Source organism: Faucicola mancuniensis (assembly GCF_046523945.1).
In the GTDB taxonomy this organism is placed as follows: domain Bacteria; phylum Pseudomonadota; class Gammaproteobacteria; order Pseudomonadales; family Moraxellaceae; genus Faucicola; species Faucicola mancuniensis.
In genome coordinates this window covers 359,853-375,812 of the sequence record NZ_CP171363.1, presented here as the reverse complement: position 1 = coordinate 375,812, position 15,960 = coordinate 359,853, and the positions used below count along the sequence as shown (strand labels likewise).

The window sequence follows — 15,960 nt, the reverse complement described above, 5'->3', positions numbered from 1 at the left end:
AACGTTATGAATACAGGTTCTCAAATGCAAAATAGTTTGCAATAGTTTATAGTTTTCCACGGATAATGGCAAGCGTTCTGCGAAGTGGTTCTGCCGCACCCCATAATAACTGGTCGCCAACGGTAAAGGCGGTTAGGTATTCTTCGCCAATATTCATTTTGCGTAAACGACCAACGGCAACTTTTAACGTACCCGTAACCGCAACTGGTGTTAAGCGTTCAACGCTATCAGGCTTGTTATTATCTACCACGTCTAGCCATTCGTTACCGCTATTTTTTAATGCTTCTTCAATTTGTTCTAAAGGAATATTTTGTTTTAACTTAATAGTTAAACCTTGTGAATGGCAACGCATTGCACCGATACGCACGCAAATACCGTCAATTTGCACCACGTCATCGCCTGTATTTCCCAAAATTTTGTTGGTTTCTACAAAGCCTTTCCATTCTTCTTTAGATTGGTTGTTGTCAAGTTGCACGTCAATGTACGGAATCACGCTACCTGCAAGCGGTGCACCAAAATATTGTTTTGGAAATTCATCACTGCGTTGTAATTGAGCAACTTTGCGGTCAATGTCCAAAATCGCACTGGCAGGATTTGCCAATTCGTCTTTTACGCCATCGTGAATGTAGCCCATTCCTTTAATCAGCTCACGCATATTGTTTGCACCTGCACCGCTTGCCGCTTGGTAAGTCATCGCAGATACCCATTCTACCCAGCCACGTTTGAACAATTCGCCAATCGCCATTAACATAAGCGACACAGTGCAGTTACCGCCGATAAAGTCTTTTTGACCGTCTGCAATCGCTTTATCAATCACGCCACGATTGACAGGGTCAAGCACGATAATGCTGTTGTCTGTCATACGTAAAGTACTCGCTGCATCAATCCAGTAGCCTGTCCAACCGCTATCACGCAATGGCTGATGCACAGCTTTGGTGTAGTCGCCACCTTGACAAGTGATAATCACATCGCATTTTGCCAATTCGCTAATGTCGTTGGCATCTTGTAGTTTGCTTGGGGCAACATTTGCAAAAGTAGGGGCATCGCCACCTGCGTTACTGGTTGAAAAAAATACAGGCGTAATACCGTCAAAATCATTTTCGGCAACCATGCGTTCCATTAATACAGAACCGACCATACCACGCCAACCGACCAGACCGACTATCAAATTTTTGCTTACATCATTCATCATTTTGTTCCTTAATCATCGCAGTAATAAATATAAAATATCAACCGCATAGCTTGCCTTTTTTTTGCTGATTTTGCAAGTAAATTTTGTCTTTATTGTGTATTAATTTTAAATTTCTGTTAAAAAATAAAGGGTTTGTAAAAAATATATCAGAATTTGACAATTTTATACGATTTTGGGCTGTTTTATTGTAAAAAGTTGGCGTATGATAAAAATTTTTTAACGTGTTGGGTTGTTATTAAAATTTCACAAACAACACTAAAATACTCAAAATCGCAAGCCCAATTCCCACAAAATTTAACTTACTTAATTTTTCATGAAACATCAAAAACCCTGCCACGCTTGCCACCGCAATCACACCCACATTCATGCCTGTAAACACGATACTTGGCGAATCGGATAACGCTTGATGAGCCTTGATATAAGCAAAAATATTGAAAAAATTTAACACACCGAGCAATAATCCTGCGACTAAAGCCGACTTTTGCCAACTAATTTTTTTGACAATTAAATAAATCAATAACAACACAAACGCCAACGCAAAACTTACCGACAAGGTTACAGGGAATGAACCGCCTTGTTTTGCTACTTGTTTAAACATAATATCAATCAAGCCATAGCCCAGCCAAGTGCCGATTAACCAAATAAAAGTTGATGAATTTTGCCTAGTTGCTGTTTTGTTTTTTCGCCATAAAATTGCGATTAACGCCAAAAATGCCAAAATAATACCGAGAGTTTTTTGACCGCCAATCGTTTCGCCAAAAATCACCACACTTGCGATAATGGGTAAAATCAGTGATAGCCGTTGGCAAGCGTCTGTTAAAATCACGCCAGATGTTTCAATCGCTTTTCCTAAAATGACAAACACGCTTGGCAACAAAACGCCCAACGCCAACATCAAAAAAACGCTGAGTGGTGTGGTGTTAGGCAAGGTGGCAAAGTCAGGTTTTAACAAAAATAACGTTAAACACAAGGCAATCGGATAGCCTAGCAAAATGGTTTGGTGAATGTCTAGTTGTTGTTTGCGTAAGATTTTTAATAATAAGGATACGCTTACGCTACAAAAAATCGCTAAGATAAGGTAAATCATCATCTGTTCCTTAGATAAAAAAGGAAAATTGTAACAAAATATTTTACATTTTCAAGAATTTTTTACACAAAATTTATTTTTTGGCAATTTTTTCCAAATTTTAATAAAAATTTTATTTAAAAATTCAATAAAAGTTTGTTTTTATGATAAAAATGTAACAAAATATTTCTTTTTAATTTTTTACAAAACGAACGTGCATTTTCACAAGTTTTTTTGGCAAAAAAATGTTATTATAGATGATAATTTTCTTTATTATTTTTCACAATTTCATTTTACAATTCAATTAAAAGGTAAATCTTATGGCAAATGTGCAAGAGCAATTGGCTCAAGTCAATCATATCAACGGTGAATTGCACCACAACGAAAACGCTCGTATCGGCTTGGTTGTCGCACGTTTTAACAGTTTTGTGGTAGAAAGTCTGGTGGACGGTGCGATTGATACGCTGATTCGTCATGGTGTGGCGGGGCGTAATATCACGGTCGTGCGTGTACCTGGGGCGTGGGAGATGCCTTTGGCGGTGGCTCGCTTGGCAGAGAGTGATAAATTTGATGCGATTATCGGTTTGGGCGCGGTTATTCGTGGTAGTACACCGCATTTTGATTTTGTCGCAGGCGAGTCAGCAAAAGGCTTGGGTGCGGTTAGCCTTGATTATGACATTCCTGTGATTAATGCGATTTTGACGACTGATAGCATTGAGCAAGCGATTGAACGCTCTGGCACAAAAGCAGGTAACAAAGGCTCGGAAGCGGCGATTACCGCACTTGAGATGATTAATGTGTTAAACCAAATTTCTGTTGAGTAATGCCATGTTAGAAGTGAATAAATCGCAAAACTCAACCGAAAACAACGAACCGCAAGCGATTAAATACAAAACCAGTCTGACGGCTATCCGCAAGGCTCGCCGTTTTGCGGTGCAGGGCTTGTATGAGTGGCTTTTGACAAAAAACCCTTCGCATGAGATTGAGGCGCACACTCGTGCAGAAAACGCCATGCACACGGTGCATTTGGGCTATTATCATGAGCTTTTGAGCAAAATCATTGAGCAAAGCGATGCGCTGATTGATGAGATTAATCAAAGCCTTGACCGTCCGTGGACTCGCCTTGATAAGGTGGAGCAAGCGGTGCTGTTGATTGGGCTGTATGAGATGAAATATCATTTTGAAATTCCTTATAAAGTGGTGATTGATGAGGCGATTCAGCTCAATACGCATTTTGGCTCAAGTGATGGGTTTAAGCTGATTAATGTGGTGATGGATAAATTTGCCAAAGAATTGCGAGTTCCTGAAGTTGAGGCTGATGCGAAAAAAGCTCAAAAACCAACGGGATAATAGTTAATTAATGGTAATAAATAAGGGCGTTTTCACGCCTTTATTTTTTAGGAATAAATATGTCAAAAACTATCAAAATAGCTATCAAAAAAATCATCATGCCAATTGTCGTTTTTGTTTCGTCAGTTTTGCCTATTTCAGCAATGGCAAACTGTGAACGCCCACCCAATTTATATGGGTTTGACGACATTGCCTGCCCTTATGATGGCTTTTCAAAAGTTGAAAAAAATGCCAAATATGGCTTTGTCGATTTAAACGGTCAAATTTTGATTCCTGCCGACTATGATGATGCGACCAGTTTTAGCGAAGGTCTGGCAGAATTGGTGCAAAATGGGCAATCGTTTTTTATCAACACGCAAGGCAAAAAAGTGTTTAGCGTGGATAAAAATATTGACGTGATTTCCGATTTTCAGCAAGGTCTGCTTGTGGTAAAACAAAACGGTAAAATTGGCTTTATGGATACATCGGGCAATATTGTCATTGATTTTAGCTTTGACAATGCGTCTGATTTTAAAGAAGATTTTGCCGTGATTGTGCAAAATGGCTCATGGGGATTTATCAACAAAATAGGGCAAATCGTCATTACACCCCAATACACGCAAGCGAGCAAATTCTCTGAAGGTTTGGCAAGCGTGGAGCTTGATGGCAAATGGGGCTACATTGACAAAACAGGCAAAATTGTCATTCCTTTAAATTTTGACTATGCCAGTGCTTTTAAAAATGGCGTTGCCGAAGTGGAAATGGGTGGCGAATGGATAAATATTGACAAAACAGGTCAGCCAATTGCCGATAAAACCGACAAAAAACGGGGTACTTTGCAAAAGCAAATTGATAAAATTTTGTATAAAAAGTAGTAAGCGATGTCCGAATTTTCCTTGATTTATCAACACTTTAAAAACTGCACACCAAAAAATCCACTCACGCAAATTGGTATTGGTGATGATTGTGCGGTGAGCAATATTCCACCCAATGCACAGCTTGTGAGCTGTGTGGATACGCTTGTCATGGGGCGACATTTTCCGCACTCCACGTCTGCTTATGCCGTTGGGTTTAAGTCGGTGGCGGTGAATTTGTCCGATTTGGCGAGCATGGGGGCAACGCCGTACGCAATTTTATTGGGCTTAAGTTTACCTAGCCATTTCGCCAATGATGAGTTTTTGGGTGAATTTACTCAAGGGCTTGCCGATATTTGTCGTGCTTTTAATGTGGACTTAATCGGTGGCGATACCACAAAATCGGAGATTTTAACTATTTCGGTAACGGCTTTGGGCTTTGTGCCAAGCGGTCAAGCGATTTTACGCAGTGGGGCAAAGGTGGGTGATGTGGTGTGCGTCAGTAGCGAGATTGGTTCGGCAAGTTTTGCCCTAAAACAGATTTTAAACGGTGAAAAATCGGATTTGCAAAACGCTCTAGATTTACCCAATCCACAAATTAAACTTGGACAAAAATTAATCGGTTTTGCCAACAGTATGATAGATATTTCGGACGGCTTGGGGCAGGATTTTGGGCATATTTTAACAGCAAATGATGTAGGAGCGGTACTTGATTTGGCAAAAATTCCGTGCAATCGGTTGTTGCAGACTCTGCCTAATGATGAAAAATGGCAACATATATTAAATGGTGGTGATGATTATCAGCTTTGTTTTACCATGAGCCAAGAGAATTTTGCTAAGTTTAATGAGCTTTATCCTAATGAGATTTTTGCCATCGGTGAGATTGTGGCGGATAAGGGTTTAAAACTTGTCAATCATGGCGAAAAAGTGAATTTTACGATTAATGGTTGGCAACATTTTTAGGAAAATTTATGAAAAAAATTCTTTTAATCTGATTGGGTATGATTCATCAAGCAATCATGGTCCATATACCAAATCAACTGATAGCGTCAATTTTTTAACGCAAAAATATCGCTATCAAAAAAATATGGTAGAAGACGATACAACAGAGCCAAAATTTAAATCAACTTGGTATGATTTGCCAAAAGAACCGTTGTTAAAATTAAACGATATTTAAGATATTGACGATTTTGGCGTTAAATTAGACGAACAACTTTATAATCTGGTACACCCAAATGACGAATCATAAACCCGACATACGAAAATCTAGCACCTGCCCACCTTGCCCACCGACGGCTAAAGCGTGGGAAAAATGTATCTATTGGCTTGGCATAGGGCTAGGCTCTGGCTTACCAAAACGAGCAGCAGGCACTTGGGGAACGGTGGGCGGTTTAATCGTTGCTATGCCAATGCTTATGCTTGGGTTTTGGGGATTTTTGGCGATTACCATTGTCGGCTGTTTGGTCGGTAGTTATATTTGTGGCAAAACGTCCGATTTGATGGGCGTACATGATGACCCACATATCGTGTGGGACGAATGGGTGGGGATGTGGACTTCGCTGTTGCCGACAGCTTGGATTATGAATGAATTTTTGAAATCTGGAAGTCCTGATAAAATGGGTTGGCAATACATTCACCCTAGCCTACTTTTTTTGTTTATTATTCCATTTGTATTATTTCGTTTTTTTGATATTGTTAAGCCCTTTCCAATTAAATGGGTGGATAAAAATGTGTCAGGCGGTTTTGGGATTTTGATTGATGATGTATTGGCAGGGGTGATGGCAGGTTCTATCATGATGATTTTACTAGAAACGGTTTTTAAAGTTCATGTGATAGGCAATTTTGTTGGTTAAAAATTTTGTTTTTGTTTTAAAATTATTAACAACTGCTTACGATTTTGGTAAATTTTTTGTGCTAAAATTAAATCATTTTTTGATTCACAAAAGGCAATCAAAATGCCAAATTGTAAAATTATTCTAACTTGCTGTTTATTAAGTATTTTTTGCTTAATTATGCCTGCTTATCGTGATTTTTATACAGGTTGGTTAAAAAGTCAATTTTATATGACGTTGGGATTGTTTTTTGTGATAATGACTGGGTTGTTTTGTTATACTTATCAAAATTTTAACTCAACTTATCCCTTTAGAAAATACGCATTAACAGGTTTTTCACTTATCACAATTGCGATTTTAATTTCAGCAAGTTTTAACGATACGTCAGACATTCCCACACTTGGGGCAATGCTGTTATACTTGATTGTATTAACGCCCATTTTTATCATTTTAGAATTAATCTGTACGGTATTGCAAAGAAAAACTAAATAGTTTATAAAGGAAAAATTATGACCAATTTAACGACTATCATCATGGCAGCAGGCAAAGGCACTCGCATGAAATCCACTCGCCCAAAAGTCTTGCAACCACTTGCAGGCAAGCCGTTATTACAGCACGTTTTAACCACCGCCAAAAAACTGGGCAGTCAAAAAAACATCATCATTTATGGTTTTGAAGGGCGACAAGTCAAAGACGCATTTGCAAATGAGAGCATTGACTGGGTAGAACAAGCCGAACAACTTGGCACAGGTCATGCGGTACAAATGGCGTTGCCTGTGTTGCCAACAGACGGCAAAAGTTTGATTTTATCGGGCGATGTACCACTCATTGGCGTGGATACTTTAGAAAAACTAAGCAATACCGACAGCCGTTTTGCGATGCTGACGATAAACATTGCCAATCCGTTTGGGCTTGGGCGGATTGTCCGTAAAGACGGCAAAGTCATTGCCATTGTGGAAGAAAAAGACGCTACCGATACGCAAAAACAAATCAGCGAAATTAACAGTGGCGTGTACTGTGTGGACAATGCTATTTTGCATAATTATTTAAAAAATCTGAATAATAACAACGCTCAAGGCGAATATTATCTCACCGATATTGTCAAAATGGCGGTTGATGACGGCATTGAAATTGCCACCGTTTCGCCAACGTATCAATTTGAAATTGAAGGCGTGAACGACCGTATTCAACTTGCCAACCTTGAACGCACTTGGCAAGCTCATCAAGCCGAAAACCTGATGAAACAAGGCGTGCATATCATTGACCCAAGCCGTTTTGATTTGCGTGGGACTTTGACGGTGGGCAGGGATGTGGAAATTGACATTAATGTGATTATTGAAGGCGATTGTACCTTTGGCGATAATGTCAAAATTGGTGCAGGTTGCGTGATTAAAAACAGCCACATTGCCAGTGGTACGGTAGTTCAGCCGTACAGCCTGTTTGATAATGCGGTGGTGGGCGAGCAAAACCAAATTGGGACGTTTTCACGCCTAAGACCCAATGCCGTTACTGCAAAAGATGTGCATATCGGCAACTTTGTGGAGCTAAAAAACACGCAAATGGCAGATGGGGCAAAGGCGAACCATTTGGCGTATTTGGGCGACAGCACGGTGGGCGAACGCACCAACATCGGGGCAGGTACGATTACGGCAAATTATGATGGCGTAAATAAGTTTAAAACCACGATTGGCAATGATGTGAGTGTGGGGTCAAATGTAGTGTTGGTCGCTCCTGTAACGCTTGGCGATAAGGTTACGGTGGGGGCGGGTAGCACGATTACCAAAGATGTGGCAGAGGATAAATTGGTGGTCGCTCGTGGTCGTCAAACGGTGATTGATGGGTGGGTGAGACCTGTGAAAGAGAAAAAATAGGTTATCATAAAAATCAAATACAAGCATTTTTTAACAACAGGAAAAATCCTATGAAAAAATTCGTTTTATCAAGCCTATTGGCTATCGGTGCGTTTGGTGGATTGGCAGTCAGTCAATCGGCTATGGCTGTAGACCCTAATACCGAAGGGGCTTTACACAACGACCCTACAATGTGTTCTTATAAAAGGGTGCTTTTTTAACCTTTTAAACCAAGAATAATCTAACGAATTGGGACTATTCTTTTTTCAACCGATATTTTAATTTTTAATAATTTAAAAAAAACTAAAATATCATTAACCAAAACTTGATACTAAGGAACAACTTATGTGCGGTATCGTAGGTAGCATTCGCACGAATGCCAACGTAGTAGAATTTTTAACAGACGGCTTAAAACGCCTAGAATATCGTGGCTATGATTCATCAGGCATCGCCGTCCAAACCGACAACGGACTCAAACGTGTCCGCCGAGTTGGTCGTGTCGCCCTCATGGAACAAGCCGCCAAAGACAAAGGCATTTACGGACACACAGGCATCGGACACACACGCTGGGCGACACATGGTGGCGTAACCGAACCTAACGCCCACCCCCATATCTCAGGCGACTTAATCTCAGTCGTGCATAACGGTATTATTGAAAACTTTGAAGCCGAACGTACTCGCTTGCAGGGCTTGGGTTATGTTTTTGAATCTCAGACCGACACCGAAGTCATCGCCCATGCGGTACACGACAACTACAAAAAGACCCAAGATTTATTCACAACCGTACAACAAGCCTGTGCTAACTTTCACGGAGCGTACGCCATTGCCGTCATCGCCAATGACAAACCAAGCCAAATGGTCGTGGCTCGTATGGGCTGTCCGTTGTTAATCGGACTTGGCAAAGGCGAAGTGTTTATCGCCTCAGACGTATCGGCTGTGGTCGCATTTACTCGTGAAATTATTTACCTTGAAGATGGCGACATCGCACAGCTTACCGCTGATGGCGTGGCAAAACTGATTGACAAAACAGGCAAAACCGCCACTCGCACCGCTACCACCTCGCAAGTATCGCTTGCCTCGCTTGAGTTGGGTGCGTATAGCCATTTTATGCAAAAAGAAATCTACGAACAGCCAAAAGCCGTTGCCGATACCGCAGAAATTTTCCTTGACGCAGGCTTTATTCCACAAAACTTTGGTAAAAATGCCGAACAAGTGTTTAAAGAAATTGACAGTATCAAAATTCTTGCCTGTGGCACGTCTTATTATTCAGCATTGACTGCCAAATATTGGCTAGAATCCATTGCCAAAATTGCCACCGATGTGGAAATCGCCAGCGAATACCGCTACCGTGATGTGATTGCCAATCCAAAACAACTTGTCATTACCATTTCCCAATCAGGCGAAACGCTTGACACGATGGAAGCGTTAAAATATGCCCAAAGTCAAGGACATACACACAGTTTGGCGATTTGTAACGTGATGGAATCCGCCTTACCACGAGCGAGCGAATTGGTATTTTACACACGAGCAGGGGCGGAGATTGGCGTGGCAAGTACCAAAGCCTTTACCACGCAGCTTGTCGCCTTGTTTGGCTTGGCGGTTACGCTTGGCAAAGTGCGTGGTTTTATCAGCGATGATAGCGAGTACAGTAGTGCGTTACGCAGTTTGCCAAACGACATTCAATATGCGTTAAACCTTGAACCACAAATCACCACTTGGGCGAGCAAATTTGCTGAAAAACCAAGTGCGTTGTTCTTGGGACGTGGCATTCATTATCCGATTGCCCTAGAAGGGGCGTTAAAACTCAAAGAAATCACCTATATCCATGCCGAAAGCTACCCAGCAGGCGAGTTAAAACATGGACCGTTGGCATTGGTTGATGACAATATGCCTGTGGTCGTCATCGCTCCGAATGACAATCTGCTGGATAAAGTAAAAGCCAATATGCAAGAAGTGTCGGCTCGGGGTGGTGAGTTATTTGTGTTTAGCGATTTGGATAATAATGTGGAAGCGAGCGATAAAGTCCATGTCATTCGCACGCCACGCCATGTTGGTGTATTGTCGCCGATTGTGCATACCATTCCTGTACAGTTGTTGGCTTATCATGTCGCCTTGTCAAAAGGCACAGACGTGGATAAACCAAGAAACTTGGCAAAATCGGTGACGGTTGAATAATCGTTGTTTTTGGTAAATTTGGTTCTTGGCTTTTGATTTTTTTTCTAAAGAATGGGTGTTTGCTCCACCAATAAAGTCATCAACCAAATTATCCAATGAAGATGTTTTTAAATTGTCTAAACTTATTTGATTTCCTCTAAAAATTCTTCTGCAATGGCTAATATTTCTGCACTTCGCCTTGCCATTATCGTCTTTGCGTGACAACTGTCATTGCGTAATGCTGTGAATACAAGTTCTAAGTTATGTGTGTTACGTAATTTGATAAGTAAAAAAACAATTTTAAATATAACAGCTCGTAGGGTGGGTTACGCTATCATTAACTCACCCTACAAATATACATTTTAATTTTATCCAACTGCTTAAAAAATTGCACGTTGAGTCTAAAATTGACTTATCTTTAAGAACAAAGCCAAACAAACTTCCACTCTATTAAAATATAAGTATTTTTGCGTATAGCAAAAATTTCTGTTTTTTTATAATATCTTATCAAGACTTAACGATGTTGTTAAAGCCTTGTTAGGTCGGTTATTGTTATTTTTTATCACCCTATTTTTTATGAGTGTTGATAAAAAAAGGGACTATAAAATAGCATTTCTTCCTTTACTTTTTATCATGAACAAGGATATGACTCATGGCAAAAGATATTCAAGTCTGTATTAATCCCCATTTTGATGCGGTTGCATTATGGATTGGCTCATTCGGTGGCGAAGATTCACCTTGCGATATTTCTCGTGGTGTGTTTGCTGCCAAACGTGGTGTACCTCGTATGTTAGAAATGTTCCGCCGTTATGGTATCACAACCACTTGGGGCGTAACAGGTCATTCTATGGAAAGTTTTCCAAAAGCTGCCGAAATGATTATCAAAGATGGGCATGAAATCGCAATTCATGGTTATTTACACGAAAATCCATTGGCTTTAATCCGTGAACAAGAAGCGGATATTTTGGATAAAACCATTGACGTGATTACCAAAATGTCAGGCAAAGCCCCAACAGGCTACATGGCACCTTGGTGGGAATTAAGCAAAAATAGCGTAGAATTGTTGATTGAACGTGGAATTAACTATGATTCTTCGCTAATGGAAGACGATTATCACCCACATTATTTGCGTGTTGGCGATACGTCAGTTGGTACGGAATTTGAATACCGCACCACACCAGATAAATATCGTTTTTAATTTTTTGATAGGTAAGACTTAGCCATTGTTTTTGCTCTAGCCAAATCATGAGAGTATGATTGAGCGGATATTGGGACTTAGCAAGCCAAACTCTCAAGGCTATGCACACATGGATTGTGACTGTGGACAGTTTTTGATTGAACCTCTCATCCTATCAACAAATAGCTTATCCAAAATATCGCATGATACCGTCTTGAGAGATATTCAGCAGTTACTTGATAAAGGAATTCTAAAAAAATCTGAAAAATCAGGGCGTAGCCAGACGTATGAGCTGGCTATCATTAATCAAATGCTTGGGAGTGGGGGAGAAATAAATTTAGACTGACACGCTTAAACTACCCAAGTATTTCAGGCTCTGGCAAACGTATAATATCCATTTCATCAACCGCTTGCCACACATGATGTGTGACAATGATTAACAGCCCATTTTGTTGATGATGAATTAAGTTTTGCCACAACTTATCACGACTAACTTTATCAAGCCCTGCAAATGGCTCATCTAATAACAAAATCGCTTTTGGGGTCAATAATAGTCTTGCTAATGCAATTCTTCTGGCTTGACCGCCAGAGATTGCTTGCCCGTATTCGCCAAGGGTTGTATTTAGTCCATCAAGTTGTGACATTGCCCATGACTTTAACCCCACCATATCTAGCACTTGCCAAAGCTCGTCATCACTGGCACTGGCTTTACCAAGACGTAAATTACTGGCTAAGGTTTGGTCAAAAATATCAATCTGCTGACCCAAATAGCCAAATAAATTTGGGTGTTGTTTGCTATCAATGGCTAACCAATTTTGCCCATTAAGCGTGATAACACCTTGCTGTGGCACAAGTTCGTGAGCCAACACTTGTAACAGCGTAGATTTACCCGCTCCCGAACGCCCTGTAATAAGCATAGGCTGACCTTGCGTGACGGTCATGTTAAAGTTTTTGATACCGACAATCGCTTGTGGCATTTTGGCATCCAAGTTTTGCACCGATAGACTTAAAGGCTTGTCAAACATAAGCTCCTGATACGTTTTTGATGGTTGTGTTACATTGGCATTATCCAACAAATTATTGAGTTTGTTTTTTGCGGTCATGCTATTACCAAGTGCCAAGTAATTGGCAATCAGTGGTAACACCAAATCCGCAACGCCCATCACCCCAAGCACCAATGCCAACATCACAGTCACAGTCGTGATAGCAGTGTTTTGATTAAATTGCCAAAGTAAAATGACCAATATGCTAGCAATGAACCAATGAAAGACCAAAGCCGTCAATGACTGGGCATGATAAGTCCTACGCTGTAGAGCAAGATAGTCATCATCATTTTTTGCAAATGCTTGTAGCTGGCTATGCCACTTTTGCCAAATTAATAAATGGGTAAGGGCGGTTAATGGATTAAGTAAACTGACACGGCGGTTTTCTGATAATATCTGCTGCTCTTTGGCAATGTGTTTACCCCAAAGGCTTAACACCAACGGCATACCAAGACAAATCACCACCAACCCAAAGGCAATGATAGGCTGACCTAGCCATGCAACAATTAGACCTGCCACCATCAACACCGCCGATATCGCAATTAGCCAAGGCGATACCATACGTAAAGGAAACTCATCAAGCAAATCAATATCATGGGTCAAGCGGTGCATGGCATGTGCCGACTGTAACGTGTTGCTTAAAGTATTTAATGGTAAATGAGCAAATCGCTCAAAAAATCGCACTCTTAGCTGTTGCAGTAACCCAAAAACCGCATGATGCGAAATCATCATTTCTCCATAACGCCCTGCGGTGCGAAGCATAGCAAATACCCGAATAATCGCCGCAGGCACCATATAATTAAAGCTGTGCGAGCCCAACGCCACAATACCTGCCACCGCAGCCACTGAGATAAACCAGCCTGACATCATCAATAAGCCAATGACTGACAATGCAGTGATAACACCCAGTAGCCAAGACAGCAGCCATTTATCAGTTTGGGTGGTTAGCAACTCTCTGAGCCGAAATTGATTTTGCTGTTGGTCGCTATTTGCCATTTTGACCTCCGAGCGTATGTTGCGGTGTTAGTTGAATATGTCTATCTAGCCATGTCAAAGTATGGGCATCATGCGTTACCCACAGTACCGTTTTGCCTTGTGTTACCTGTTGCAACAGCGTATTAATTTCGGTTTTGGTATCAAGGTCTAGGTGTTCGGTCGGTTCGTCTAATAGCCAAAAATATGAGTTTTGCAGTAACAGTTGAGCAATTGCAAGCCGTCTTTGCTGTCCACCTGATAAACCGCTACCACGTTCGCCTAGCATGGTTGCCAAGCCATTGGGCAAGCGTTCAATTAAGCCTTTTAAACCAACTTTTGCCAATACTTGCCACAGTTCATTATCAGTAACATCAGCGTTCACAAGGCGTAGATTGTCGGCAATACTCATGGGTAGTAGCATGGTTTGCTGTGATAAATAGGCAATTTGTGTGCGAAACTGCTCATGATTGATATTGGCAAAATCCTGCCCATTAACCTTAATATCCCCTTGATACCGACAAAATCCCAGTAAAATTTGTAGCAATGTCGATTTTCCACTACCACTTTCGCCGATGATAGCCACGCTTTCACCGTGATTTACGGAAAATGACAACGGTGCTAACTGTATACGCTCATTGGCTTTAACACTTACATCGTAGAATGTCAGCTTAGGGGAAGCTGTTGGGGTAAATAATTGGCTGTCTTCGGTGGTGTGAATGCAGTTAAATTCAAGTATCGGCAATAACCGTTCAATCGCCCCTTCTGCTTGGGCTTTGACATGATAATCCGCCCCAAGCTGGCGAAGCGGTGCATAAAACTCAGGGGCAAGTAACAAAATAAACAAGGCAGCTTGATAGGCAACAGGCACGACATTTTTTTGCCAAGGTAAAATCCCGACCAAGCCAAAACCCAAATATACCGCAATCAAAGCGATGGATAATGCCCCTAATAGCTCTAACGCAGCGGTGTTTAAAAAAGCAATTTTTAGCACCGACATGGTGCGTTTACGGTAGGCATCAGACGCAAGCTCAATGTCATCACGAGCCATATCAACAGCCTGCAAGCGTTGCAAGGTTGCCGTTCCCCGTAACCAATCCAAAAAGCGACCGCTTAACTGTGCCATCGCAGCGAACTGCTCACGACTTTTGCGAGCGGTGGCATGACCAATTAGAATCATAAAAATCGGCACGAGTGGGGCAGTTAATAGTAAAATCATGGCTGCCATTAGACTTTGGCTGGCAGTGGCTATCAATAATACGATGGGTGTCGTAACGATAATCAACCGCTGTAAATAAAAACGACTGACATAGCCTTGTAACGCATCGGCTTGTTCTATTACTGAGCTTGCTAGACTGCCGTCACTGCCATATTGATAACGAGCTGTACCAAGTTGTTCTATTTTAGACAATACAGTTTGACGTAGATGTTTGCTCGCTTGTAGTCCTGCGTTAAAAGCAAGTTTTTCTTTGACAAAGTTAAAAACAGGACGCAACAGCAAACAAGCGATTAACCAAGGTAATAAATTGGTAAACACGCTTGGGTCAATCGCTTGCTCATGAGCAAAGGCATAGAGCCAATGAGCAAACATCTTTGCTAATAGCCAGCTTTGTGCGATAAACAGTAACGTGGATAACAGCGACATCAGCCAAGCTAGATAAATAGGACGTTTGGCACTGTTGCTGTAACGTCTTAATGTTTGACCGAGCGCTTTGGAAGATGTGGACATGAGATGATATACTTAAGCTAAAACTGATATATTATAGCTTAATTGTTTTGGGTTTTGCTAGCAAAGCGATTTTGACTAAGCTAGCGTTCATTAAATATGCGTTAAGACTTAATTCGGCAGGTGTTAATGCCAAACAGGCTGTACAAAGCACAAAATCCCGTCAATCCTGTCAAAAGTGGCACAAGACCGACCGCACCCCACCATGACCCAAAATAAAAACCTGCTCCGATAATCGCCAAACCTACCACGATACGCATGGTTTTATCAATACTACCAACATTATGTTTCATAAGTTGCTCCTTAGTAAAAGTTAGTGTGTGGTTTTACAATCGCAAAACCTGATTTTTCCCATGCGGCAATACCGCCTGCGATGGATTTGACATTGCTAAAGCCTAATGTTTGTAAAGCAACCGCTGACAAACTCGCTCGTCCGCCCGTCTGGCAATATACGATAATCGGTGTGTCTAAAGAAAAAATTTCATCTAAAATTTTAAACTCCAATACGCCTCTTGGGATATTAACAGCGTTTGGTAAATGCCCTTGAGCGTATTCTTCACTTTCACGCACGTCTATTAAATACACGACTGAATCTTGTGATTCATGTTTGGCATCATAGGGGCTGATTTCGGTGATTTGAGCTTTGGCGTTAGCAATCAAATCTTGTGGATTTAAAGGTTTTTGCATGGCAGATTCCTTTTTTTGTTAATATTTAAGATAAATATATTATGTAATTAAATATAATATTATGTCTTAATTTTTTGT

At 40.9% G+C, this 15,960-nt stretch carries 16 protein-coding genes; 10 read left to right on the top strand and 6 right to left on the bottom strand.

Annotation, left to right across the window (positions count from 1 at the left end; genetic code table 11):
- Nucleotides 1-46: 46 nt before the first annotated feature.
- Together asd and ACGTJS_RS01860 are read right to left on the bottom strand one after the other, a co-directional pair.
- Nucleotides 47-1,192, bottom strand: coding sequence for an aspartate-semialdehyde dehydrogenase (asd, locus tag ACGTJS_RS01865; protein WP_315042543.1), 1,146 nt, complete (start codon nucleotides 1,190-1,192; stop codon nucleotides 47-49).
- 235 nt (nucleotides 1,193-1,427) lie between these two features.
- Nucleotides 1,428-2,279, bottom strand: a complete 852-nt coding sequence (locus tag ACGTJS_RS01860; protein ID WP_315042541.1) for a DMT family transporter — start codon at nucleotides 2,277-2,279, stop codon at nucleotides 1,428-1,430.
- A gap of 299 nt (nucleotides 2,280-2,578) precedes the next feature.
- Between ACGTJS_RS01860 and ribE the strand changes: the two genes are divergently transcribed.
- From ribE to ACGTJS_RS01810, 10 genes are all read left to right on the top strand, one after another.
- Nucleotides 2,579-3,082, top strand: coding sequence for a 6,7-dimethyl-8-ribityllumazine synthase (gene ribE, locus ACGTJS_RS01855; protein WP_315042539.1), 504 nt, complete (start codon nucleotides 2,579-2,581; stop codon nucleotides 3,080-3,082).
- Nucleotides 3,083-3,086: 4 nt separating this feature from the next.
- Nucleotides 3,087-3,608, top strand: coding sequence for a transcription antitermination factor NusB (gene nusB, locus ACGTJS_RS01850; RefSeq protein ID WP_315042537.1), 522 nt, complete (start codon nucleotides 3,087-3,089; stop codon nucleotides 3,606-3,608).
- Nucleotides 3,609-3,667: 59 nt separating this feature from the next.
- The gene (locus ACGTJS_RS01845) at nucleotides 3,668-4,462 is read left to right on the top strand and encodes a WG repeat-containing protein (RefSeq protein WP_410472644.1); all 795 of its coding nucleotides are present in this window, start codon (nucleotides 3,668-3,670) and stop codon (nucleotides 4,460-4,462) included.
- 6 nt (nucleotides 4,463-4,468) lie between these two features.
- Nucleotides 4,469-5,404, top strand: a complete 936-nt coding sequence (gene thiL / locus ACGTJS_RS01840; RefSeq protein WP_410472643.1) for a thiamine-phosphate kinase — start codon at nucleotides 4,469-4,471, stop codon at nucleotides 5,402-5,404.
- Nucleotides 5,405-5,676: 272 nt separating this feature from the next.
- Nucleotides 5,677-6,294, top strand: a complete 618-nt coding sequence (locus ACGTJS_RS01835; RefSeq protein ID WP_410472642.1) for a phosphatidylglycerophosphatase A — start codon at nucleotides 5,677-5,679, stop codon at nucleotides 6,292-6,294.
- 102 nt (nucleotides 6,295-6,396) lie between these two features.
- Nucleotides 6,397-6,765: a hypothetical protein gene (locus tag ACGTJS_RS01830; protein ID WP_410472641.1), complete on the top strand. Its 369-nt coding sequence runs from the start codon at nucleotides 6,397-6,399 to the stop codon at nucleotides 6,763-6,765.
- A 17-nt stretch (nucleotides 6,766-6,782) separates the two neighbouring features.
- Nucleotides 6,783-8,144, top strand: a complete 1,362-nt coding sequence (gene glmU, locus ACGTJS_RS01825; RefSeq protein ID WP_410472640.1) for a bifunctional UDP-N-acetylglucosamine diphosphorylase/glucosamine-1-phosphate N-acetyltransferase GlmU — start codon at nucleotides 6,783-6,785, stop codon at nucleotides 8,142-8,144.
- 50 nt (nucleotides 8,145-8,194) lie between these two features.
- Nucleotides 8,195-8,344 (top strand): hypothetical protein, encoded by a 150-nt coding sequence (locus ACGTJS_RS01820; RefSeq protein WP_315043902.1) that lies wholly within the window; start codon nucleotides 8,195-8,197, stop codon nucleotides 8,342-8,344.
- Nucleotides 8,345-8,468: 124 nt separating this feature from the next.
- Nucleotides 8,469-10,298: a glutamine--fructose-6-phosphate transaminase (isomerizing) gene (gene glmS, locus ACGTJS_RS01815; RefSeq protein WP_410472639.1), complete on the top strand. Its 1,830-nt coding sequence runs from the start codon at nucleotides 8,469-8,471 to the stop codon at nucleotides 10,296-10,298.
- A 631-nt stretch (nucleotides 10,299-10,929) separates the two neighbouring features.
- On the top strand, nucleotides 10,930-11,475 hold the full coding sequence (locus tag ACGTJS_RS01810) for a polysaccharide deacetylase family protein (protein WP_315043896.1): 546 nt from the start codon (nucleotides 10,930-10,932) through the stop codon (nucleotides 11,473-11,475).
- A 335-nt stretch (nucleotides 11,476-11,810) separates the two neighbouring features.
- Here ACGTJS_RS01810 and ACGTJS_RS01805 read toward each other — a convergent pair whose 3' ends face one another.
- The 4 genes from ACGTJS_RS01805 to ACGTJS_RS01790 all read right to left on the bottom strand — a co-directional run bounded on the left by ACGTJS_RS01805 (nucleotide 11,811) and on the right by ACGTJS_RS01790 (nucleotide 15,882).
- Complete coding sequence (locus tag ACGTJS_RS01805; RefSeq protein ID WP_410472638.1) at nucleotides 11,811-13,493, bottom strand: amino acid ABC transporter ATP-binding/permease protein; 1,683 nt, start codon at nucleotides 13,491-13,493, stop codon at nucleotides 11,811-11,813.
- On the bottom strand, nucleotides 13,483-15,198 hold the full coding sequence (gene cydD, locus ACGTJS_RS01800) for a thiol reductant ABC exporter subunit CydD (RefSeq protein WP_410472637.1): 1,716 nt from the start codon (nucleotides 15,196-15,198) through the stop codon (nucleotides 13,483-13,485). The genes ACGTJS_RS01805 and cydD overlap by 11 nt, the downstream gene beginning before the upstream one ends.
- A 101-nt stretch (nucleotides 15,199-15,299) precedes the next feature.
- The gene (locus ACGTJS_RS01795; RefSeq protein WP_315043467.1) at nucleotides 15,300-15,488 is read right to left on the bottom strand and encodes a DUF2892 domain-containing protein; all 189 of its coding nucleotides are present in this window, start codon (nucleotides 15,486-15,488) and stop codon (nucleotides 15,300-15,302) included.
- A 10-nt stretch (nucleotides 15,489-15,498) separates the two neighbouring features.
- The gene (locus tag ACGTJS_RS01790) at nucleotides 15,499-15,882 is read right to left on the bottom strand and encodes a rhodanese-like domain-containing protein (RefSeq protein WP_315043465.1); all 384 of its coding nucleotides are present in this window, start codon (nucleotides 15,880-15,882) and stop codon (nucleotides 15,499-15,501) included.
- Nucleotides 15,883-15,960 lie beyond the last annotated feature (78 nt).

Bases quoted from the DNA above. Each gene is read 5' to 3' on its own strand.
- asd (WP_315042543.1), bottom strand. From the start codon at position 1,192: ATGATGAATGATGTAAGCAAAAATTTGATAGTCGGTCTGGTCGGTTGG.
- ACGTJS_RS01860 (WP_315042541.1), bottom strand. From the start codon at position 2,279: ATGATTTACCTTATCTTAGCGATTTTTTGTAGCGTAAGCGTATCCTTA.
- ribE (WP_315042539.1), top strand. From the start codon at position 2,579: ATGGCAAATGTGCAAGAGCAATTGGCTCAAGTCAATCATATCAACGGT.
- nusB (WP_315042537.1), top strand. From the start codon at position 3,087: ATGTTAGAAGTGAATAAATCGCAAAACTCAACCGAAAACAACGAACCG.
- ACGTJS_RS01845 (WP_410472644.1), top strand. From the start codon at position 3,668: ATGTCAAAAACTATCAAAATAGCTATCAAAAAAATCATCATGCCAATT.
- thiL (WP_410472643.1), top strand. From the start codon at position 4,469: ATGTCCGAATTTTCCTTGATTTATCAACACTTTAAAAACTGCACACCA.
- ACGTJS_RS01835 (WP_410472642.1), top strand. From the start codon at position 5,677: ATGACGAATCATAAACCCGACATACGAAAATCTAGCACCTGCCCACCT.
- ACGTJS_RS01830 (WP_410472641.1), top strand. From the start codon at position 6,397: ATGCCAAATTGTAAAATTATTCTAACTTGCTGTTTATTAAGTATTTTT.
- glmU (WP_410472640.1), top strand. From the start codon at position 6,783: ATGACCAATTTAACGACTATCATCATGGCAGCAGGCAAAGGCACTCGC.
- ACGTJS_RS01820 (WP_315043902.1), top strand. From the start codon at position 8,195: ATGAAAAAATTCGTTTTATCAAGCCTATTGGCTATCGGTGCGTTTGGT.
- glmS (WP_410472639.1), top strand. From the start codon at position 8,469: ATGTGCGGTATCGTAGGTAGCATTCGCACGAATGCCAACGTAGTAGAA.
- ACGTJS_RS01810 (WP_315043896.1), top strand. From the start codon at position 10,930: ATGGCAAAAGATATTCAAGTCTGTATTAATCCCCATTTTGATGCGGTT.
- ACGTJS_RS01805 (WP_410472638.1), bottom strand. From the start codon at position 13,493: ATGGCAAATAGCGACCAACAGCAAAATCAATTTCGGCTCAGAGAGTTG.
- cydD (WP_410472637.1), bottom strand. From the start codon at position 15,198: ATGTCCACATCTTCCAAAGCGCTCGGTCAAACATTAAGACGTTACAGC.
- ACGTJS_RS01795 (WP_315043467.1), bottom strand. From the start codon at position 15,488: ATGAAACATAATGTTGGTAGTATTGATAAAACCATGCGTATCGTGGTA.
- ACGTJS_RS01790 (WP_315043465.1), bottom strand. From the start codon at position 15,882: ATGCAAAAACCTTTAAATCCACAAGATTTGATTGCTAACGCCAAAGCT.